The sequence below is a fragment of the Micromonospora sp. CA-246542 genome (assembly GCF_050942905.1).
In the GTDB taxonomy this organism is placed as follows: domain Bacteria; phylum Actinomycetota; class Actinomycetes; order Mycobacteriales; family Micromonosporaceae; genus Micromonospora.
Map to the genome: position 1 here is coordinate 2,742,501 of NZ_CP192040.1, position 20,805 is coordinate 2,763,305.

The following is a 20,805-nucleotide window of genomic DNA, read 5'->3' on the forward strand; positions in this document are numbered from 1 at the left end:
GGAGTCTGCCAGGCATGGCCTGGCCTCACATACCGATCACTGTGGTGGTGCTGGTGTGGGGTTGTTGGGTTGTGGGTTGGTTGTTTGTTGAGAATTGCACAGTGGACGCGAGCATCTTTGTGGTCAAGTTGTCAAGGGCGAACGGTGAATGCCTTGGCACCAGGAGCCGATGAAGGACGTGGGAGGCCGCGATAGGCCTGGGGGAGCTGTCAACCAAGCTGTGATCCCAGGGTGTCCGAATGGGGAAACCTGGCACCAGTCATGTGGTGTCACCCACACCTGAACACATAGGGTGTGTGGAGGGAACGCGGGGAAGTGAAACATCTCAGTACCCGTAGGAAGAGAAAACAATTTAGTGATTCCGTGAGTAGTGGCGAGCGAAAGCGGATTGAGGCTAAACCGGCTGCGTGTGATACCTGTCAGGGGTTGCGTGGTCGGGGTTGTGGGACCCTGCTGAACAAGCTGACACTTGTTCGAGGAGTTACAAAGTTGATGGCTAGTCGAACAGTCTGGAATGGCTGACCGTAGACGGTGAGAGTCCGGTAGGTGAAAGCTGTTGACCTTCTGTGGGTGTTCCCGAGTAGCGGCGGACCCCTGAAATCTGCCGTGAATCTGCCAGGACCACCTGGTAAGCCTAAATACTTCCTGGTGACCGATAGCGGACGAGTACCGTGAGGGAATGGTGAAAAGTACCCCGGGAGGGGAGTGAAATAGTACCTGAAACCGTTCGCCTACAATCCGTCGGAGCCTTGCGGGGTGACGGCGTGCCTTTTGAAGAATGAGCCTGCGAGTTAGTGGCATGTGGCGAGGTTAACCCGTGTGGGGGAGCCGTAGCGAAAGCGAGTCTGAATAGGGCGCTTTAGTCGCATGCTCTAGACCCGAAGCGGAGTGATCTAGCCATGGGCAGGCTGAAGCGCGGGTAAGACCGCGTGGAGGGCCGAACCCACCAACGTTGAAAAGTTGGGGGATGACCTGTGGTTAGGGGTGAAAGGCCAATCAAACTCCGTGATAGCTGGTTCTCCCCGAAATGCATTTAGGTGCAGCGTCGCGTGTTTCTTGCCGGAGGTAGAGCACTGGATGGTCTAGGGGGCCCACAAGCTTACCGAAATCAGCCAAACTCCGAATGCCGGTAAGTGAGAGCGCGGCAGTGAGACTGCGGGGGATAAGCTTCGTAGTCGAGAGGGAAACAGCCCAGATCACCAGCTAAGGCCCCTAAGCGTGTGCTAAGTGGAAAAGGATGTGGGGTCGCATAGACAACCAGGAGGTTGGCTTAGAAGCAGCCACCCTTTAAAGAGTGCGTAATAGCTCACTGGTCAAGTGGTTCCGCGCCGACAATGTAGCGGGGCTCAAGCACACCGCCGAAGCTGTGGCATTCACATTTTAACCACGCGGAGACTTGATTTTCCGTGCAGGTGTGTGGATGGGTAGGGGAGCGTCGTGCCGGGGGTGAAGCAGCGGGGTGACCCAGTTGTGGACGCGGCACGAGTGAGAATGCAGGCATGAGTAGCGAAAGAAGGGTGAGAAACCCTTCCGCCGGATGACCAAGGGTTCCAGGGCCAGGCTAATCCGCCCTGGGTGAGTCGGGACCTAAGGCGAGGCCGAGAGGCGTAGTCGATGGACAACGGGTTGATATTCCCGTACCCGCGAAAGAGCGTCCCTGATGAACCTCGTTGTGCTAACCACCCAAACCGGCTGCGACCTTCGGGTCAAGGTTGGGGAGCGTGGGAACCTGGCGGGTAGTAGTCAAGCGATGGGGTGACGCAGGAAGGTAGCTGAGCCCGGCCGGTGGTTGTGCCGGGGTAAGCGTGTAGGCCGTGTCGTAGGCAAATCCGCGACACATGGAGGCTGAGACGTGATGCCGAGCCGATTCAGGTGAAGTCAGTGATCCTATGCTGCCGAGAAAAGCCTCTAGCGAGTTCTTAGCGGCCCGTACCCCAAACCGACACAGGTGGTCAGGTAGAGAATACCGAGGCGATCGGGCGAACTGTGGTTAAGGAACTCGGCAAATTGCCCCCGTAACTTAGGGAGAAGGGGGGCCGGAGACGTGAAGCCCCGCGCGGGTGGAGCGTTGTATGGCCGCAGAGAGCAGGGGGAAGCGACTGTTTACTAAAAACACAGGTCCATGCGAAGAAGTAATTCGATGTATATGGACTGACGCCTGCCCGGTGCTGGAACGTTAAGGGGACCTGTTAGCTCTTTCGGGGGCGAAGCGGAGAACTTAAGCGCCAGTAAACGGCGGTGGTAACTATAACCATCCTAAGGTAGCGAAATTCCTTGTCGGGTAAGTTCCGACCTGCACGAATGGCGTAACGACTTCCCCACTGTCTCAACCACAGGCCCGGCGAAATTGCAGTACGAGTAAAGATGCTCGTTACGCGCGGCAGGACGGAAAGACCCCGGGACCTTTACTATAGCTTGACATTGGTACTTGAGTTAGCTTGTGTAGGATAGGTGGGAGCCGGTGAAGTCCATACGCCAGTATGGGTGGAGGCAATCTTGAAATACCACTCTGGTTGATTTGGGTATCTAACTTCGGACCGTTATCCGGTTCAGGGACAGTGTCTGGTGGGTAGTTTAACTGGGGCGGTTGCCTCCTAAAAGGTAACGGAGGCGCCCAAAGGTTCCCTCAGCCTGGTTGGCAATCAGGTGTTGAGTGCAAGTACACAAGGGAGCTTGACTGTGAGACTGACAGGTCGAGCAGGGACGAAAGTCGGGACTAGTGATCCGGCACTTGCGAGTGGAAGCGGTGTCGCTCAACGGATAAAAGGTACCCCGGGGATAACAGGCTGATCTTCCCCAAGAGTCCATATCGACGGGATGGTTTGGCACCTCGATGTCGGCTCGTCGCATCCTGGGGCTGTAGCAGGTCCCAAGGGTTGGGCTGTTCGCCCATTAAAGCGGTACGCGAGCTGGGTTTAGAACGTCGTGAGACAGTTCGGTCCCTATCCGCCGTGCGCGTAGGATACTTGAGAAGGGCTGTCCCTAGTACGAGAGGACCGGGACGGACGAACCTCTGGTGTGCCAGTTGTCCCGCCAGGGGCACGGCTGGTTAGCTACGTTCGGAAGGGATAACCGCTGAAAGCATCTAAGCGGGAAGCCTGCTTCAAGATGAGGTATCCCACCCACCTTTGGTGGGGTAAGGCCCCCAGCTAGACGACTGGGTTGATAGGCCGGAAATGTAAGCCCGGTAACGGGTTCAGTTGACCGGTACTAATAGGCCGAGGACTTGACTACTAAGCTGCTACGCGTCCACTGTGCAACTCTGAACAAACACCCACCGTGTTGGTGATGGTTGATATGTTCATAGAGTTACGGCGGTCATGGCGGAGGGGAAACGCCCGGTCACATTCCGAACCCGGAAGCTAAGCCCTCCAGCGCCGATGGTACTGCACTCGTGAGGGTGTGGGAGAGTAGGACACCGCCGGACAATCTTCCAGTCGAGGGCCGCCCCATCAGGGTCGGCCCTCGACTGCGTGGCGCCATTGGTGGCGCAATCAGGAAGGATGTACCTGTGAGTTCAGGACCGCAGGGCGGAGACCGTCCCCGTCGTAACGAGGACCGCACCGACGGCCCCGGTGGACGCGACCGTGGAGCGCGCCGCGACGACCGGCCCCCGTACCGGGGAGACCGTGACAACGCCGGCGGCGCCCGTGGCGGCAACACCGGCGGCCGCGACGGCGGCGCCCGCAGTGGCGAGCGTCGTGAGGGCGGGTTCCGTGGCGGCGACCGTGACGGTGGCTTCCGTGGCGGTGACCGTGGTCGTTCCGGCCCGTCCCGTGAGGGTGGCTTCCGCGGCGGTGACCGCGAGGGCGGTTTCCGTGGTGGCGACCGTCGTGAGGGTGGCTTCCGGGGCGGTGACCGCGAGGGCGGTTTCCGTGGTGGCGACCGTCGTGAGGGTGGCTTCCGGGGCGGTGACCGTGACGGTGGTTTCCGTGGTGGAGAGCGCCGTGAGGGTGGCTACCAGGGTGGCGGTGACCGTGGTCGTTCCGGTCCGTCCCGTGAGGGTGGCTTCCGTGGTGGCGACCGTGACGGTGGTTTCCGTGGTGGAGAGCGCCGTGAGGGTGGCTACCAGGGTGGCGGTGACCATGGTCGTTCCGGTCCGCCGCGTGAGGGTGGCTTCCGCGGTGGTGACCGCGAGGGCGGTTTCCGTGGTGGCGACCGTCGCGAGGGTGGCTACCAGGGTGGCGGTGACCGTGGTCGTTCCGGTCCGTCCCGTGAGGGTGGCTTCCGTGGTGGCGACCGTGACGGTGGTTTCCGTGGTGGAGAGCGCCGTGAGGGTGGCTACCAGGGTGGCGGTGACCGTGGTCGTTCCGGTCCGCCGCGTGAGGGTGGCTTCCGCGGTGGTGACCGCGAGGGCGGTTTCCGTGGTGGCGACCGTCGCGAGGGTGGCTTCCGTGGTGGTGACCGTGACGGTGGTTTCCGTGGGGGCGACCGCCGTGAGGGTGGCTCCCGCGACGCGACGCGCTCCGGCGGGCCGCGCGAGGGTGGCTTCCGCGGTGGTGACCGCGAGGGTGGTTTCCGTGGTGGGGACCGTCGTGAAGGTGGCTACCAGGGTGGCGGTGACCGTGGTCGTTCCGGTCCGTCCCGTGAGGGTGGCTTCCGAGGCGGCGACCGCGAGGGTGGTTTCCGTGGTGGAGAGCGCCGTGAGGGCGGCTACCAGGGTGGCGGTGACCGTGGTCGTTCCGGTCCGTCCCGTGAGGGTGGCTTCCGAGGCGGCGACCGCGAGGGCGGTTTCCGTGGTGGAGAGCGCCGTGAAGGCGGTTTCCGTGGTGGTGACCGTGACGGTGGTTTCCGTGGGGGCGACCGCCGTGAGGGTGGCTCCCGCGACGCGACGCGCTCCGGCGGCCCGCGCGAGGGTGGCTTCCGTGGCGGTGACCGCGACGGTGGCTTCCGTGGGGGCGACCGCCGTGAAGGCGGTTTCCGTGGCGGTGACCGCGAGGGCGGCTTCCGTGGTGGGGACCGTCGTGAGGGCGGCTACCAGGGTGGTGGTGACCGTGGTCGTTCCGGTCCGTCCCGCGAGGGTGGCTTCCGGAGCGGTGAGCGTGGCGCGTCGCGCGAGGGTGGTTTCCGGGGTGGCGACCGTGATGGCGGTTTCCGAGGTGGCGACCGCCGGCAGGGTGGTGCTCCCCGTGAAGGTGGGTACCGCGGTGGCGACCGTGACGGCGGCTTCCGGTCCGACGACCGGCCGCGTCGCGAGGACGACCACCGCCGCGACGAGCGTGGGGCGGGCCCGGAGGCGTCCGAGGGTGGGCGCGGCGCGGCCCCGGCACTGCCGGACGACATCGTCGCGACCGACCTCGACAAGGACGTCCGTGCCGAGCTGCTCTCGCTGAACAAGCCGGTCGCCGAGACCGTGGCCCGACACCTGGTCGCCACCGGTCAGCTGATCGACGAGGACCCGGCCGAGGCGTTGGCCCACGCGCTGGCCGCCCGGCGGCTGGCGTCGCGGATCTCCGCCGTCCGCGAGGCGGTCGGCCTGGCCGCGTACCACGCGGGGGAGTGGCAGAGCGCGATCGCCGAGCTGCGGACGTACCACCGGATGACCGGTTTGCAGAGTCACCTTGCCGTGCTCGCCGACTGCGAACGCGCGCTCGGCCGGCCGGAGCGGGCGATCGACCTGTACCGGGGCGCCGACCAGGAGAAGCTGGACCAGGCCGTCGCGATCGAGCTGCTGATCGTCGCCGCCGGAGCACGGGGTGATCTCGGCCAGAAGGACGCCGCTGTCGCCATGCTCCAGGTGCCCGACCTGACCAGCGAGACGGCAGCGCCGTGGACGGCGCGACTCCGGTACGCGTACGCCGACGCGCTGCTCGCGGTGGGCCGGCGTGAGGAGGCCCGCGAGTGGTTCTCCCGCGCCGCCGACGTGGACACCGAGGGCGAGACCGACGCCGCGGAGCGGTTGCTCGAGCTCGACGGCGTCGTCATCGAGGGCGACGAGGAGGACGAGGCCGAGGAGATCGCCGCCGGACCGGGCACGCCGGGCGCCGTACCGGCTCAGCCGGACACGGACCTGACCGCCGGTGACGACGCTGACGAGGACGACCCCGACGGCGACGAGGACTTCGACGACGAGGACGAGGACTTCGACGACGACGAGGAGGACGGCGTCACCGGCCGCCTGGCGCAGGACGCCGACCGGGTGGACGACGAGGACGTCGACGGTGACGACGAGGACGTCGACGCTGACGACGACGTGCTCGCTCCGGAGAGGGACGACTCCTCCCCGGCCCTGACCACGCCCGCCGACGACGGTGGCCGTGTCGTGAGCGGCGACGGGACCGCCCCCGTCCGGGGCGACGAGCCGGAGTCGACGCAGCGGTGAGCGCGGACGCCGGGAAGCGGCTGATCGACGGGTACAGCCTGGTCGTCTTCGACCTGGACGGTGTGATCTACCTGATCGACCGGCCGATTCCCGGCGCCGTCGAGGCGGTGGCCCAACTGCACGCCGAGGGGCGGGCGGTGGCGTACGCCACCAACAACGCCTCGCGTCGCTCCAGCGACGTCGCCGACCTGCTGACCGGGATGGGCGTGCCGGCGCGGCCGGAGGAGGTCCTCACCTCCGCGGCGGCGGCGGCCGAGCTGCTCCGCGACCGGCTGCCGGCCGGCGCTCGGGTGCTGGTGGTCGGCGCGGAGGCGCTGCGCGCCGAGCTACGGGCGGTCGGACTGACCCCGGTCGGTCGCGCCGACGAGAAGCCGGCCGCGGTGGTGCAGGGCTACGGCCCGCAGGTCGGCTGGGCCGAGTTGGCCGAGGCGTCGCTCGCGGTCCGGGCCGGCGCGATCTGGGTCGCCACCAACACCGACCGCACGCTGCCGAGCGCCCGAGGCCCGCTGCCGGGGAACGGGTCACTGGTCGCGGTGCTGCGGACCGCGTTGGAACGGGATCCGGACGTGGTGGTCGGTAAGCCGGAGTCGGCCCTGTTCGAGACCGCCGCCCGGCGCGGCGACGGCGGGAAGGCACTTGTCGTCGGAGACCGGCTGGACACCGACATCGAGGGCGCCCGCCGTGCGGGGTTGGACAGTCTGCTCGTCCTCACCGGTGTCAGTGACGTACCCGAGCTGCTCGCGGCCGAGCCACGACGGCGGCCCACGTACGTAGCGCGGGACCTGGCGGGGCTCTTCGACCCGGCGGCGGCGGTGCGGGTCCCGGGCCCGACGGACGCCGGCGGCTGGGCCGTCACGGACCGCGACGGGACGCTGGAGCTGGCGGGGAACGGCCGGGCGCTGGACGCGCTTGCCGCCCTGTGCGCGGCGGCGTGGGCGGCCCCGACGCCGCCGGCGATCCGCCCGGCGGGCACGGACGCGGCTGCCGCCCTGAAGAGCTTCGGGCTGCCCACCAACGCGTGAGGCCAGCCGCCGCGTGAGGCCAGCCGCTGCGTGAGGCCAACCATCGCGTGCGGCGGCCCGTGCGGCGTGCAACCGGCTGACGGCGGGACGGCTGACGGCCAGCCACGCCACACCGGGCCGGGGGAGCGTGAACCTCTAGAGCAGCTTGCGCAGCTTCATCAGGTCGAACGGGTTGGCCTTGATCGACACTCGGCGGGACGTGACCGCCTTGGTGACGTCCAGGTCGCCGCGGACCAGCGCGAGCAGGTCGTCGCTGGACGTGCTGAGCGCGATCTTGGCCTTCGGGTCGTCGCCGTCGGCCAGCTCGACCAGCCGGCCACCGCTGATCCGTCCGTGAAAGGCCGTGTCCAGGTCGGTGATGCGGCAGGCCAGCGTGCGTTCGAGGTCGATACGCTCACGGACCGTCTCGGCGTTGCGGTCCAACCGGGCGGCCAGCTCCTGCAACGCCTGCCGGCACTCGTCCACGCTGGCCACATGTCCCCCTCGCCGATTGCCACGCCGTCCCCGGCACCGTACCGCACGGGACAGTCCGGGGTGCCCGGTAGCGTGACACCTGCAGACCCCGCCCGATGGAAGGACCAAGGCATGCAGGACGCGTGGCGCGCCTACCTCGAACTGGCCCTGGGCCTGGCGGAGGCGCCCCGGAAAAAGGCGCAGGACGCGGTGCGTCGTGTCGTCGGCACAGGCGGGGCGACCGCCGCCCAACTGCAGGCGCTCGGCGAGGAGTTGCTGAGCACCAGCGCCGCCAACCGGGAGGCGTTGACCAAGCTGGTCCGCTTCGAGGTCGACCGGGCCCTCGGCGCGGTCGGTCTGGCGACGGCCGACGAGGTGGCCGAGCTGACCCGACGGGTACGGGATCTGGAGCGGCAACTGCGCGAGGCGCGGGCCAGCGAGTCTCCCGCCGCGACGACGGCCAGCGCTCCGTCCGCCGGTGAACCCGCGCCGAAGTCCGCCGCCGAGCCCGCGCCGAAGTCCGCCGGTGCAGCCGCGCCGAAGTCCGCCGCCAAGCCCGTGCCGCAGCCCGATCCGACCCGCGCGGCGTCGCCCGGTGACGGCCCGGTGCCGTCGGACGGCCCCGCCGGAGCGCCCGTCGCCCAACAAGCCGCCGTGCCCGCCGCGCCCGTCGCGCAGCAGGCCGTCGCGCCCGTCGCCAAGAAGGCGATCGCGAAGAAGGCCGTCGCGAAGAAGGCCATCGCCCGCAAGCCACCCGCGACGATCAGCCGGACCGGCGACGACCAGTCCGCCGACCAGGACGACACCCCGACTCCGGCGGACATGCCGGCGAAGAAGGCCGTCCGTAAGCGCCGCCCGGATGGTGGGTCGTGACCGACGGCGCTCGTCCCGGCCCACCCGGGGCTTCCGGCCCGGCCCGCCGCCGGCCGGCTCGTTCGCGGCCCGGCCGGGTCCGCCAGCCGGCGCCCGCCCCGGCCCGCCGCCCGACCTGCCGACGGGTGCCGACGACGCGGCGAGCCACCCGGCGGTCGAGGCGGCCGTGCGGGCCATGGACAACGCGGCGGCGCTCGCCCCGGCCGACCAGATCGCGCAGTACGAGGCGGCCTACGAGACGCTGCGCGAGACCCTCGCCACCATCGACCAGACCTGACCTGAGCAGGGCGAATCCGCCCGACAGACCGGAGAAACACCCATGGCACGTCGCAACCGGCTGGACGCCGAACTCGTCCGTCGCGGGCTGGCCCGCTCGCGTGAGCAGGCCGCCGCGCTGGTCGAGGCCGGCCGGGTCCACCTGCGCGGAGTGACCGCGCGCAAGGCCGCCGCGATGGTCGACCCCGCCGACCCGCTGCTGGTCACCGGCGAGGACCCGACCGAGGAGTACGTCTCCCGGGGCGGGCACAAGCTCGCCGGGGCCCTCGCCGCGTTCGGTGGGCTGCGCGTCGCCGGGCGGCGCTGCCTGGACGCGGGAGCCTCGACCGGGGGCTTCACCGACGTGCTGCTGCGCGCCGACGCCGCCGAGGTGGTGGCCGTGGACGTCGGCTACGGGCAGCTCGCCTGGTCCCTGCGGACCGACGAGCGCGTCCGGGTCCTGGAACGCACGAACGTCCGTACCCTCGTGGCGGACGCGATCGGTGGGCCGGTCGACCTGACGGTGGCCGACCTGTCGTTCATCTCGTTGCGGCTGGTGCTGCCGGCGTTGGCCGGCTGCACCCGCGACGACGGCGACCTGGCCCTGATGGTGAAGCCGCAGTTCGAGGTGGGCAAGGAACGGGTCGGGGCCGGCGGCGTGGTCCGCGACCCGGCGCTGCGCGCCGAGGCGGTGCTCGACGTGGCCGCCGCGGCGGCCACGCTCGGTCTCGGCCTGGCGGACGTGGCGGCCAGCCCGCTGCCGGGGCCCAGCGGCAACGTCGAGTTCTTCGTATGGTTGCGCCGGGGCGCGCCGGCGGCCGACCCGCAGCGGGTCCGGGCCGTGGTGGACGCCGGGCCGGACGGCACGACGACGGCCGGCGACGTGCCGGGCGTGGCGGCGGAGGAGGTCGCGGGGTGAAGGCTTACAGCGAGCGGCACACGACGGCACGCGGGCGTGCCGGTGCGTGGTCGTCGGGCCGTACGGTCGCGGACGGGCGGCCGGTCCGATGAGCCGCACGGCACTGCTGGTGACGCACACCGGTCGTCGGCGCAGCACCGAGCACGCCCGCTCGGTCGCCGCCGACCTCATCGCGGCGGGCTTCGAGGTGCGGGTGGTCGCCGAGGAGGCCGAGGACCTCGACCTGCCCGGGACGGTTCCGGTCACCGGCCCGGAGGCCGCCGAGGGCGCCGAGATCGTCTTCGCGCTCGGTGGTGACGGCACCTTCCTGCGCGCCGCCGAGCTGGCCCGCCCGGCGAAGGCGCCGCTGCTCGGCATCAACCTCGGCAAGGTGGGCTTCCTCGCCGAAGCGGAGATCAACGATCTGGACCACGCGGTCCGGGACGTCGTCGAGCGCAACTACACGGTGCACGAGCGGCTCACGCTCGACGTCACGGCCGAGTTCGACGGTGGCCCGACCATCGAGTCGTGGGCGCTCAACGAGATCAGCGTCGAGAAGGGCGAACGGGCGCAGATGCTCGAACTCCTCGTCGACGTGGACGGTCGCCCGCTGTCCCGCTACGGCTGCGACGGCGTGGTCTGCGCCACCCCCACCGGGTCCACCGCGTACGCGTTCTCCGGCGGCGGTCCGGTGGTCTGGCCGGAGGTGGAGGCCCTGCTGCTGGTGCCGATCAGCGCGCACGCGTTGTTCAGCCGGCCCCTGGTCACCGCACCCACGTCGACGTTCGTGATCACCGTCGACCCGTTCACGACCCTCGCCGTGCTCGCCTGCGACGGCCGGCGGGTCTACGACCTGCCGCCCGGCGCCCGGGTGACGGTGCGTCGGGGCGCCCTGCCGGTTTGCATCGTCCGGCTGCGTGCCCGTCCGTTCACCGACCGGCTGGTCGCCAAGTTCGGCCTGCCGGTGCACGGCTGGCGGGGCAGCCGCCGGTGACGGTGGCGCACACCGTCGGTGTCCGGCGGTTGTCCACCTGACGACATGTCGCCGCTGCGGCGGCGAGAGGCTAGTGACCTGGTTGTGCGCTGCGTCGCAGACTCCCATCGGTCCTCATCCACGGATGTCGGGCCCGAAGGAGTGAAGGAGCGCATCGCATGCACTGGTCCCCCCGCTGGCTCAGCGCCGGCGCGGTCGGCGCGTTGGTGGTCGGCCTCGCCGCGCCGGCTTCCGCCGAGCCGTCCGTCCGGCCCACCGGCCCGAGCCGGGGCGCGTCCGCCCCGGCCGTCGCGCCCGTCCGCATCACCCTCATCACCGGCGACCAGGTCGAACTGTCGCCGGCCGCGCCGGGTCGGGTTGCCGCCACCGTACGCCCGGGGCCCGGGCGGGAGCGGATCATCTTCCAGACCCTCGAGGTCGACGGCGGGCTGCGGGTCCTGCCCAGCGACGTCGCGCCCTTCATCTCCAGCGGCGTCCTCGACGCCAACCTGTTCGACGTGCAGGAGTTGGCCGCCGACGGCTACGGCGACGCGGCGCAGGGCGCGCTGCCGCTGATCGTGCGCTACCAGCAGCCGTCCGCCGGCCGGGTCCGGCCGCTCGGCGGCGTCACCGACGCCCGGCCCCTGCCGAGCATCAACGGGGCCGCGCTGCGGGTCGGCAAGGCTGACCTGGGTGGCCTGTGGACCACGCTCGCCGGCACGCCGACCGCCCGGACCACGACCGCCGCGCCCCGGCTGGGCGGCGGCGTCGCCCACGTCTGGCTGGACGGCCGGGTACGCCCGACGTTGGAGCACAGCGTCCCGCAGATCGGCGCTCCGGCGGCCTGGGCGGCCGGCCGCGACGGCAGTGGCGTGACGGTGGCCGTGCTCGACACCGGCGTCGACGCCACCCACCCCGACCTGGCCGGCCGGATCGCCGAGGAGCGGGACTTCTCCGGCAGCGGTAGCGCCCGGGACGGCCACGGCCACGGCACCCACGTCGCCGCCACCATCGCGGGCGGCGGAGCGGCGTCGGCGGGGCTGCGCAAGGGCGTCGCCCCGGGCGCGCGGCTGCTGGTCGGCAAGGTGCTCGACGACGGCGGCGCCGGCTACGACTCGGCCATCATCGCCGGCATGGAGTGGGCCGCCCACTCCGGCGCGAAGGTCGTCAGCATGAGCCTCGGCGGCGGCCCGACCGACGGCACCGACCCGATGAGCCAGGCGGTGAACGACCTGACCGCCGAGACGGGCGCGCTGTTCGTGATCGCCGCCGGCAACTCCGGCGAGGCGCGGAGCGTCAACGCGCCCGGCGCGGCCACGGCGGCGCTCACCGTCGGCGCGGTCGACCGCGACGACAACCTGGCGGACTTCTCCAGCCGGGGACCGCGCGTCGGTGACAACGGCATCAAGCCCGAGATCACCGCGCCGGGCGTGGGCATCATCGCCGCGCGGGCCGCCGGCACCATCATGGGTACGCCGGTCGACGACGCCTACACGGCGGCGTCCGGAACGTCCATGGCAACCCCGCACGTGGCGGGCGCGGCGGCGATCCTCGCCCAGGACCACCCGGACTGGAACGCCGGCGCGCTCAAGGACGCGCTGGTCAGCACCACGAAGGCGAACCCGGAGCTGACCGTCTTCGAGCAGGGCGGTGGTCGGGTCGACGTGGCGCGGGCGCTCACCCAACGGGTGTACGGGTCGGCCACCGCCGACTTCGGCCGGGTCACCACCGGCGGGCCGGTGGTCGAGCGCAGTGTGACGTACACCAACGGCACCTCCGTCGCGCGGACCCTGCGCCTGGCCCTGGAGCTGCGCAACCTGGACACCGGCGCGGCCGAGACCGACGGCGTCGCCGTCGGCGCGGGCGAGGTGACCGTGCCGGCGGGCGGCAGCGTGGCCGTGCCGCTGCGCGCGGACCCGGCGAAGCTGGCCCGGGGCCCGCACGGGGGCGCCCTGGTGGCGACCGGCGCGGACGGCGTCGCCGTGCGTACCCCGGTGGGCCTCACCGTCAGCGGGCCGCAGCACGACGTCACGATCAAGGTGCTGGGCCGGCAGGGTCAGCCGACCCTCTCGCCCGCCCTGACCCTCTTCGGTGAGCAGCCCGAGTCGGACTACTGGGGCTGGTGGCCCGGCGAGGGCACCCTGCGGGTCGAGGAGGGCACCTATCTGCTGACCGCGCTCATCGAGCACGGCGCTCCCCTGGACGAGCAGTTGACCCAGACCGTCGAACCCGAGCTGACCGTCGACCGGGACCTGACCGTCGTGCTCGACGCCCGTAAGGGCACGCCGGTACGCGTCGAGACGCCGAAGCCCAGCGAGCAGCGGGCCACCCTCAGCTTCTACGTCCACCGGGTGCTGGGCAACGGCCGGCAGATCGACCACGGCGTCATGGCGTACAGCACCGTCCAGCAGGTCAACGTCACGCCGACCCGTCCGGTGCGCCAGGGTGAGTTCGAGTTCGCCTCCCGCTGGCAGCTCGTCGCGCCCATGGTGGACGCCAGGGTCACCGGTGTGTCCGCGCCGTCGGACATCAACCTGCTGGGCTCGTCCCCGGCGCCGACCGGGCGACGGAAGCTGCCGCTGGTCTGGGCGGGCACCGGCACGCCCGGCGAGCTGACCCGGGTGCGGGGCGCGGCGGCGTTGCTCACCACCGATGAGAACCGCAGCGAGGAGGAGCAGGTGGCCGCGGCGGCGGCGGCCGGCGCGGCGGCGGTGCTGATCGTCCGCCCCGGGGACCAGAGCGCGTGGACGGTCTGGCGTCCCGAGGGGGAGCGGCTTCCCGTCCCGGCGATGGTCGTGGCGTACGACGACGGGCAGCGGCTCATCGCGGCGGCGCGAACGGGTCGCGCGACGCTGGACCTCACGCTGACCGTGGACAGCCCCTACCTGTACGACGTGTGGCAGGTGTCGAAGGGGCGGGTGCCGGAGCGCATCCTGCACACGGTGAACGCGGGAAACACCGCCGAGGTGACCGCGCGCTACGGCGACACGGGCGCGGGTTGGGCCACCGAGGAGCGGTTCGGCTGGCGTCCGTGGCAGGAGTACGCCTGGAACGACGACCAGCGCCTGGTCCACAACGGGACCACCCGGCAGGAGTTCGTCAGCGCCGGTGACAACTGGTGGCAGCACCGGGTGCTGCACAAGCAGATGTTCATGCAGTGGGGGCAGTTGACCGGCGGGCTCACCCAGGAGCCCCGGCGGTACGCCGCCGACGACCGCGAGACCGAGTCCTGGCACGCTCCGGTGGTCCGTCCGGCCGTGCCGGCGACCGGCGTGCCGGTGCCGACGCGCAAGGGCGACGTTCTCGACGTGCGGGTGCCCGAGTTCGTCGACGCCGACGGGCACTACAGCGTGGCGGGCAACAGCGAGGAGTCGGACGACGTCGAGGCCCGCCTCAGCCGGGACGGGCGGCAGATCGCCGACCTGTCCGAGGGCTGGACGCCGGTGTCGACCACGGCGGGGGCGGCCCGTTACCGCCTCGACGTGACGACGCGGCGGGCCTCGGACGGGTGGCGCTACGGCACCCGGACGGACACGGCGTGGCAGTTCACCTCGGCCCGCCCGGCGGGTGCGGCGGCGACGCCGCTGTCGCTGCTGCAGGTGGACTACCGGGTGCCGGCCGACCTGTCCGGCACCGTGCCCGGCAACCGCCCGCACCAGGTGGGGCTGACCCTGCGTCAGCCCGCCGGAGTGGCCGCTCCGAAGGGCGTCGGCGTGACCGTGCAGGTCTCCTTCGACGAGGGCGTCACCTGGCGGTCCGTACCGACCCACGGGTCGGGCGTCCGCTACACGGCGACGGTGCCGGCCGGACGCGGAACGGTGTCGCTGCGGGTGCACGCCGCCGACCGGGCCGGAAACACCGTCGACCAGACGGTGCTGCGGGCGTACGGGCTGCGCTGATCGTCGAACCCGGCCGGGCCCACCGTCGTGTCGATGGTGGGCCCGGCCGCGTCGTCAGAGCCAGCCGCGCCGGGCGACCTGGAACGCCAGTCCGGGACGCGTGTCGACGCCGGCGGCGTCCATCAGGTCGGCGAGGCGGCGCTGCACCGTCCGGCGACTGACCCCGAGTTGGGAGGCGATGGACTTGTCCGGTACGCCGGCCACGAACAGCGACAGCAGTCGCGCCTCGTCGGCGTCGGGCCGGTAGCCGTCGGCCGGACGGTCGTCGCCGGTGTCGCGGCGGTGCTCGGTTGTCGCTCCGGCGAGCGGGTCGTCGAGCCGCAGTCGGGTGGCGACCCGCCAGTGACTCTCGAAGAGGGCGAGCAGCGCGTCGAGCAGTTGGCTGCGACCGATCACCGCGGCGCTCGGCTCGCCGCCGTACCGGTCGGGCACCAGCGGGCAGATGGCGGTGCGCCCGTCCACGATGGCCAGTCGGACCGGCAGGCGGTCCAGCACGCGGGCCTGCTCACCGGCGGCGACCCCCTTGCCCAGGTCGGCCAGCGCGCCCGGTTCCAGCAGCAGGTCCCGCTCGTAGATGGCGCGGTAGCTCACCCCGCGGGCGAGGGCGTCGAACTCCTCGACGTTCTCCGGGCCGGCCATCGCGAGGGGGTTGGCGCGGCAGAACCACAGCACCTCCTCGCGGGCCGAGTTCTGCAGGTCACGCAGTCGGTCGCGGAGCGTCCGTCCGCCACGGATCACCTCGACCAGGTGGTCGACGTGGTGGCGGCGCAGGCCGGCGCGGTACTCCTCGGCCAGTTGGGTGACCCGGCGGCGGGCGGCCTCCAGGTCCTCCTGGCGGCGCAGCAGGGTGGCGCCGAGGGCGACATCCGGCGCGGTCGGGCGCAGCGGGCCGTCCGGGTCGTTCTCGGTGGGCTGCACGAGACCCTTGGCCCGTAACGCCTCGATCTGCTCGACGACCTGCGCCCGGGGCCGTCCCAGCCGGCCGGCCAGCTCGTCGACGCGAGCCGTGGTGAGCTGGAGCAGGCAGCGGTACAGCTCCTCCTCGGCGGGGGTCAGGCCGATCACGTCCAACACGGGGCAAGACTGTACGTCGGGGAGGTAACGGCCGCAGCGCGGCCCGGTCGTGGGGCCCGTCGGCTGGTCAACTGTCGGCCCACGCGTCTACTGTCGGGTGCTGTGCTGGAAGAGCTGCGCATCACCGGACTCGGCGTCATCGAGGACACCACACTGCCGTTGACCGGCGGCATGAACGTCATCACCGGCGAGACCGGTGCCGGCAAGACGATGGTGGTCACCGGCCTCGGCCTGCTCTTCGGCGGCCGGGCCGACGCCGGGCGGGTGCGTGCCCAGCCGGGCCGGGCCGTGGTCGAGGGACGGCTGCGCCTCACCGGTCGCGTCGCCGACACGGTGCACGCCCGGATCGGCGACGCCGGTGGCGAGCCCGACGAGGACGGCTCGCTGCTGCTGAGTCGTACGGTGACCGTGGAGGGTCGCTCGCGGGCCCACCTGGGTGGCCGCAGCATGCCCGTGTCGATGCTCGGCGAGGTCGGCGAGCAGGCGGTGGCGGTGCACGGTCAGTCCGACCAGCTGCGCCTGCTGCGCCCGGCCGAGCAGCGGGCCGCGCTGGACCGGTTCGCCGGGCCGGCGCACGAGAAGCTGCTCGACGCGCTGCGCGAGGCGTACACCGGTTGGCGGCGGGTCGTCGACGACCTGGCCGACCGGCGGCGCAACGCCCGCGAGCGCAGCCAGGAGGCCGACCTGTTGCGGCTCGGCCTCGACGAGATCACCCGCGTCGACCCGCAGCCCGGCGAGGACGACGAGCTGAAGACCGAGGCGCAGCGGCTGGAGCACGCCGAGGGTCTGCGTACGGCCGCGCAGCTGGCCCAGCAGTGCGTGGCGGGTGGCGCGGACGCGGCCGACGAGACGCCGGACGCGGCGTCGCTGCTCGGCACGGCCCGGCGCACCCTGGAGGCGCAGGCCGGCACCGACCCCGCGCTGGGTGAGCTGGCGGCCCGTCTGGAGGAGGCGGCCACCCTGGTCACCGACGTGTCGGCCGAGCTGTCGGCGTACCTGGCGACGCTGGACGCCGACCCGGCCCGGTTGCAGCACGTCTACGAGCGGCGGGCCGCGTTGCGCGCGTTGACCCGCAAGTACGCCGACGACGTCGACGGGGTCGTCGCGTGGGCCGAGCGGGCCCGCACCCGACTGTCCGACCTGGACACCTCCGACGATCTGCTCGACGAGCTGGACCGGGAGGGGCAGCGGCTGGCCGCGGAGGTGGCCGACCTGGCCGCCCGGGTGTCGGTGTCCCGGCAGGAGGCGGCGGTCCGCTTCGCCGACCAGGTCACCGTCGAGTTGGCCGGTCTGGCGATGCCGCACGCGCGGATCGAGGTGGCGGTGCTGCCCCGACCGGCGGGCCGGGCCGAGCCGTCGTTGACGGTCAACGGCGTCGAGGTGGGTGTCGCGGCCGACGGCGGCGACGAGGTGGAGTTGCGGCTGTTGGCCCACCCGGGCGCGCCGTCGTTGCCGTTGCAGCGCGGCGCCTCCGGCGGTGAGCTGTCCCGGGTGATGCTCGCCATCGAGGTGGTCTTCGCCGGCTCCGGTGGCCCGCCCACGCTCGTCTTCGACGAGGTCGACGCGGGCGTCGGCGGTCAGGCCGCGGTGGAGATCGGCCGGCGGCTGGCCCGGCTGGCCCGCAGTCACCAGGTGTTGGTCGTCACACACCTGCCGCAGGTGGCCGCGTTCGCCGACCGGCATCTCGTGGTCGCGAAGGACACCGGCGGCGCGGTGACGACCAGCGGCGTACGGGTCGTGGAGGACACCGAACGCGCCCGCGAACTGGCCCGCATGCTGGCCGGTTTGCCCGATTCGGATCTGGGTATCGCCCACGCCGAGGAGCTTCTGGCCGTCGCGGCGAAGGAAAGGCGGTTGTGACGCCGCGTATTGTGGGCGCAAGCACACCGGCGCGCGTCGGCGTGTGCTTCCCTGGGTAGGCGGCCCTGCTCAGGCATGTCGCGACAGAAAAGCCTGCCTCACATGCCAGGATGGTCACGATGCGTCTACCCACGTTGCGCCGGAACCGGAATGCCGAACCGGGCAGAGTCCTCGGCGCCGCGCGCCTTGATCGCCGGACGAAACGCCTGGTCGGTCGGCTTCGCCCCGGTGACATCGCGGTCATCGACCACGTCGACCTGGACCGGGTGGCGGCCGACTCGTTGGTCGCTGTCGGTGTCGCCGCGGTCCTCAACGCCAAGCCGTCGGTCTCCGGCCGCTATCCCAACCTCGGCCCGGAGGTGTTGATCGCCGCCGGGATCCCGCTGCTGGACGATCTCGGCGAGGGCGTCTTCGAGCGCATCCGCGAGGGTGACCAGGTACGCGTCGAGGGCAACACCGTGTTCGCGGGCGAGGAGCCGGTGGCGCACGGCACCCTGCAGGACGCCGAGTCGGTCGCCAAGGCGATGTCCGACGCCCGGGAGGGGCTGTCGGTGCAGTTGGAGGCGTTCGCCGCCAACACGATGGACTATCTGCGCCAGGAACGCGACCTGCTGCTCGACGGCGTGGGCGTACCGGACATCCAGACCCAGATCCAGGGCCGACACTGCCTGATCGTGGTGCGCGGCTACGACTACAAGGCCGACCTGGACGTGCTGCGCCCGTACATCCGGGAGTTCAAGCCGGTGTTGATCGGCGTGGACGGCGGCGCGGACGCGCTGGTCGAGGCCGGGTACACCCCTGACATGATCATCGGGGACATGGATTCGGTCACCGACGACGTCCTGCGCTGCGGCGCCGAGGTGATCGTGCACGCCTACCCGGACGGGCGGGCGCCCGGTCTGCCCCGGGTCAACGGGCTCGGCGTCCCGGCCATCACGTTCCCGGCCGCGGCGACCAGCGAGGACCTGGCGATGTTGCTGGCCGACGAGAAGGGCGCCTCCCTGCTGGTCGCGGTCGGCACCCACGCCACGCTCGTCGAGTTCCTCGACAAGGGGCGTGGCGGGATGGCCTCGACGTTCCTGACCCGGCTGAAGGTCGGCGGCAAGCTGGTCGACGCCAAGGGCGTGAGCCGGCTCTACCGGCAGAGCATCTCGGGTTCGTCGTTGCTGCTGCTGGTGCTCTCGGCGATCGCGGCGATGGCCTCCGCGGTGGCGGTCTCCACCGTCGGTAAGGCGTACCTGGGTGTGGTCGCCGAGTGGTGGGACAATTTCGTGTTCCAGCTGTACCGGCTCTTCTAGTTCCCGAGCGATCAAGAGGCTGCAAGCGTGATCAACTTCCGCTACCACGTGGTGTCCCTCACCGCGGTCTTCCTGGCTCTGGCGATCGGCCTGGTGGTCGGCACCGCCGCCCTCAACGGCCCGGTCGCCGACTCGCTCAAGCAGCAGGTCACCGGGCTGCGCAAGGACAACCAGCAGTGGCGTCAGCAGGTCGCCAACATGGAGAAGCAGCTCGGTCTGGAGGAGGAGTTCGCCGAGGAGATGTCCCAGGTGGTCCTGCCGGGCACCCTCACCGGACGCCGGGTGGTGGTGCTCAGCCTGCCGAACGGGCGTGACCACACCGAGGGTGTGCTCAAGAAGCTGCAGCAGGCCGGTGCCACCATTACCGGTCGGGTCGACCTGCAGGACAAGTTCATCAACCCGGACAACAACTCCAACCTGCTGGAGTTGGCCGTCACCGCCGCCCGGCCCACCGCGCAGACCACCGGCCTGCCCGGCAACGGGCACGGCGTGGAGACGTCCAGCGCGCTGCTGGCCAGCGTCCTGCTGGACCGCGCCCAGGGCACCGCGCCGGTCAGCGACGCCGACCGGCGGGCGGTGCTCGCCGCGTACAACAACGCCGGCTACCTGACCACCGACAACAACAAGGTGACCGGCCCGGCGGAGGCGGTCGTCGTGGTGAGCGGCCAGCCGTACGTCGACAAGGACTCCGAGAAGCGGGACGAGTCGGTCGTCAAGATCGCCGAACAGTTCGACCGGACCGGGGCGATCGTGGTGGGCGGCAACGGCTCCGCCGGCGGCAACGTGGTGTCCGTGGTCCGTGGCGACCCGGTGCTGTCGCAGACCATCTCGACCGTCGACAACGCCAACACCGTCCAGGGGCAACTGGTCACCAGCCTGGCGCTGGTGCAGCAGCTCACCGAGAAGAAGGCCGGTCAGTACGGCGTCGGCGACAACGCGGCGTCCCTGCTGCCTAGACTGCCCCAGTGAGCGAACGACGTACCGCCGTGTCCGTAATCGACGAGGTGCCGGCATGAGCACGCTGGGACGGCTGCTGGTCGCCGCCGCCGGAGCGGCCGCCGCCCGGTACGCGCTGCGCGAGGTGCGGACCGCCCCGGTGGGGCCGGCGCTGGAGCGCACCAACTTCCGTGGCCGTACGGTGACCCTCGCCGCCGGTCCGGCGCTCGCGGCCGGCGCGACCGCCGCGGGCGCGTTCGGCGCGACGAGCGCCGCCTCCGGGGCGCCGCCCTGGTCGCCGGCCTCGGCGCCGGTGGCGTCGGGCTCTACGACGACGTGGTCGGGGCACGACCGGAGCAGAAGGCGGCCAAGGGCTTCGCCGGGCACCTCGCCGCGTTGCGCGAGGGACGGGTCACCGCCGGGCTCGTCAAGGTGGTCGGGGTGGGCGCGGCCGGGCTGGGCGCCGCCGCGCTGCTCGCCGCCGACCCCCGCGTCGCCGCGCACCCGCGCCGGCAGCGCCACGGCGCGTTCGGCCGGGGAGTCGACGTGCTGCTCGGCGCTGGCGTGATCGCCGGCACCGCCAACCTGCTCAACCTGCTCGACCTGCGACCCGGCCGGGCCATCAAGTCCGGGCTGCTGCTGGGCGCGCCGCTGACCGGCGGCCCGCACGGCGGGATCGCCGCCGGCGCGGCCGGCGCCGCCGCCGGACTGCTCGGCGACGACCTGTCCGAGAACGTCATGGTCGGCGACAGCGGCGCGAACGCGCTCGGCGCGCTGCTCGGTGTGGCGCTCGCCGCCCGCACCGGCCCGCTCGGTCGCGCCGGCCTGCTCGCCGTGCTGGCCGGGCTCACCGCCGCCAGCGAGAAGGTCAGCTTCACGGCGGTGATCCAGCGGACCCCGGGCCTGCGGGAGCTCGACGCACTGGGCCGGCGCACCGACTGA

General features: G+C 71.3%; 13 protein-coding genes, 2 rRNA genes and 1 pseudogene. 13 read left to right on the forward strand and 3 right to left on the reverse strand.

The window, feature by feature from the left end; translation table 11 throughout:
* Positions 1–121: 121 nt before the first annotated feature.
* Positions 122–3,234 (forward strand): 23S ribosomal RNA (locus ACQP0N_RS12855).
* Between the two features lie 76 nt (positions 3,235–3,310).
* Positions 3,311–3,427: ribosomal RNA gene (rrf, locus tag ACQP0N_RS12860) — 5S ribosomal RNA — on the forward strand.
* Positions 3,428–3,517: 90 nt separating this feature from the next.
* Here the strand turns inward: rrf and ACQP0N_RS12865 are convergent.
* A complete protein-coding gene (locus ACQP0N_RS12865; RefSeq protein ID WP_433120231.1) occupies positions 3,518–5,365 on the reverse strand; it encodes a hypothetical protein in 1,848 nt (615 codons plus the stop codon).
* Here ACQP0N_RS12865 and ACQP0N_RS12870 point away from each other — a divergent pair.
* Both ACQP0N_RS12870 and ACQP0N_RS12875 read left to right on the forward strand, forming a co-directional pair.
* Complete coding sequence (locus ACQP0N_RS12870) at positions 5,354–6,322, forward strand: tetratricopeptide repeat protein (RefSeq protein WP_433120233.1); 969 nt, start codon at positions 5,354–5,356, stop codon at positions 6,320–6,322. The two genes, ACQP0N_RS12865 and ACQP0N_RS12870, sit on opposite strands and share 12 nt — an antisense overlap.
* The gene (locus ACQP0N_RS12875; protein ID WP_433120235.1) at positions 6,319–7,344 is read left to right on the forward strand and encodes an HAD-IIA family hydrolase; all 1,026 of its coding nucleotides are present in this window, start codon (positions 6,319–6,321) and stop codon (positions 7,342–7,344) included. The genes ACQP0N_RS12870 and ACQP0N_RS12875 overlap by 4 nt, the downstream gene beginning before the upstream one ends.
* Before the next feature lie 135 nt (positions 7,345–7,479).
* Here the strand turns inward: ACQP0N_RS12875 and ACQP0N_RS12880 are convergent, their stop codons facing one another.
* Positions 7,480–7,818 carry an SCP2 sterol-binding domain-containing protein gene (locus ACQP0N_RS12880; RefSeq protein ID WP_355050207.1) on the reverse strand — a complete coding sequence of 113 codons (339 nt, stop codon included), beginning with the start codon at positions 7,816–7,818 and terminating at the stop codon, positions 7,480–7,482.
* Between the two features lie 111 nt (positions 7,819–7,929).
* Between ACQP0N_RS12880 and ACQP0N_RS12885 the strand changes: the two genes are divergently transcribed.
* The 5 genes from ACQP0N_RS12885 (at position 7,930) to ACQP0N_RS12905 (ending at position 14,695) form a co-directional block, all read left to right on the forward strand.
* Positions 7,930–8,670 carry a hypothetical protein gene (locus ACQP0N_RS12885; protein WP_433120237.1) on the forward strand — a complete coding sequence of 247 codons (741 nt, stop codon included), beginning with the start codon at positions 7,930–7,932 and terminating at the stop codon, positions 8,668–8,670.
* On the forward strand, positions 8,657–8,947 hold the full coding sequence (locus ACQP0N_RS12890; protein ID WP_433120239.1) for a hypothetical protein: 291 nt from the start codon (positions 8,657–8,659) through the stop codon (positions 8,945–8,947). Before ACQP0N_RS12885 ends, ACQP0N_RS12890 begins: the two co-directional genes overlap by 14 nt.
* 42 nt (positions 8,948–8,989) lie before the next feature.
* Complete coding sequence (locus tag ACQP0N_RS12895) at positions 8,990–9,844, forward strand: TlyA family RNA methyltransferase (RefSeq protein ID WP_433120241.1); 855 nt, start codon at positions 8,990–8,992, stop codon at positions 9,842–9,844.
* 88 nt (positions 9,845–9,932) lie between these two features.
* Positions 9,933–10,817 carry an NAD kinase gene (locus ACQP0N_RS12900; protein WP_355050203.1) on the forward strand — a complete coding sequence of 295 codons (885 nt, stop codon included), beginning with the start codon at positions 9,933–9,935 and terminating at the stop codon, positions 10,815–10,817.
* A gap of 158 nt (positions 10,818–10,975) precedes the next feature.
* On the forward strand, positions 10,976–14,695 hold the full coding sequence (locus ACQP0N_RS12905) for a S8 family serine peptidase (protein WP_433120243.1): 3,720 nt from the start codon (positions 10,976–10,978) through the stop codon (positions 14,693–14,695).
* Between the two features lie 54 nt (positions 14,696–14,749).
* Here the strand turns inward: ACQP0N_RS12905 and ACQP0N_RS12910 are convergent, their stop codons facing one another.
* Positions 14,750–15,769 carry a helix-turn-helix domain-containing protein gene (locus tag ACQP0N_RS12910; protein ID WP_433120245.1) on the reverse strand — a complete coding sequence of 340 codons (1,020 nt, stop codon included), beginning with the start codon at positions 15,767–15,769 and terminating at the stop codon, positions 14,750–14,752.
* 102 nt (positions 15,770–15,871) lie between these two features.
* On the opposite strand from ACQP0N_RS12910, the gene recN reads away from it, so the two are divergent.
* From recN to ACQP0N_RS12930, 4 genes and pseudogenes are all read left to right on the forward strand, one after another.
* Positions 15,872–17,629 (forward strand): DNA repair protein RecN, encoded by a 1,758-nt coding sequence (gene recN, locus ACQP0N_RS12915; protein ID WP_433120247.1) that lies wholly within the window; start codon positions 15,872–15,874, stop codon positions 17,627–17,629.
* 119 nt (positions 17,630–17,748) lie between these two features.
* Positions 17,749–18,927 carry a putative cytokinetic ring protein SteA gene (steA, locus tag ACQP0N_RS12920; protein WP_433120249.1) on the forward strand — a complete coding sequence of 393 codons (1,179 nt, stop codon included), beginning with the start codon at positions 17,749–17,751 and terminating at the stop codon, positions 18,925–18,927.
* 27 nt (positions 18,928–18,954) lie between these two features.
* Positions 18,955–19,896: a copper transporter gene (locus ACQP0N_RS12925; RefSeq protein ID WP_355050198.1), complete on the forward strand. Its 942-nt coding sequence runs from the start codon at positions 18,955–18,957 to the stop codon at positions 19,894–19,896.
* A gap of 43 nt (positions 19,897–19,939) precedes the next feature.
* Positions 19,940–20,805, forward strand: a pseudogene (locus ACQP0N_RS12930) (hypothetical protein).

Bases quoted from the DNA above. Each gene is read 5' to 3' on its own strand.
- ACQP0N_RS12885 (WP_433120237.1), top strand. From the start codon at position 7,930: ATGCAGGACGCGTGGCGCGCCTACCTCGAACTGGCCCTGGGCCTGGCG.
- ACQP0N_RS12890 (WP_433120239.1), top strand. From the start codon at position 8,657: ATGGTGGGTCGTGACCGACGGCGCTCGTCCCGGCCCACCCGGGGCTTC.
- ACQP0N_RS12895 (WP_433120241.1), top strand. From the start codon at position 8,990: ATGGCACGTCGCAACCGGCTGGACGCCGAACTCGTCCGTCGCGGGCTG.
- ACQP0N_RS12900 (WP_355050203.1), top strand. From the start codon at position 9,933: ATGAGCCGCACGGCACTGCTGGTGACGCACACCGGTCGTCGGCGCAGC.
- ACQP0N_RS12905 (WP_433120243.1), top strand. From the start codon at position 10,976: ATGCACTGGTCCCCCCGCTGGCTCAGCGCCGGCGCGGTCGGCGCGTTG.
- steA (WP_433120249.1), top strand. From the start codon at position 17,749: ATGCGTCTACCCACGTTGCGCCGGAACCGGAATGCCGAACCGGGCAGA.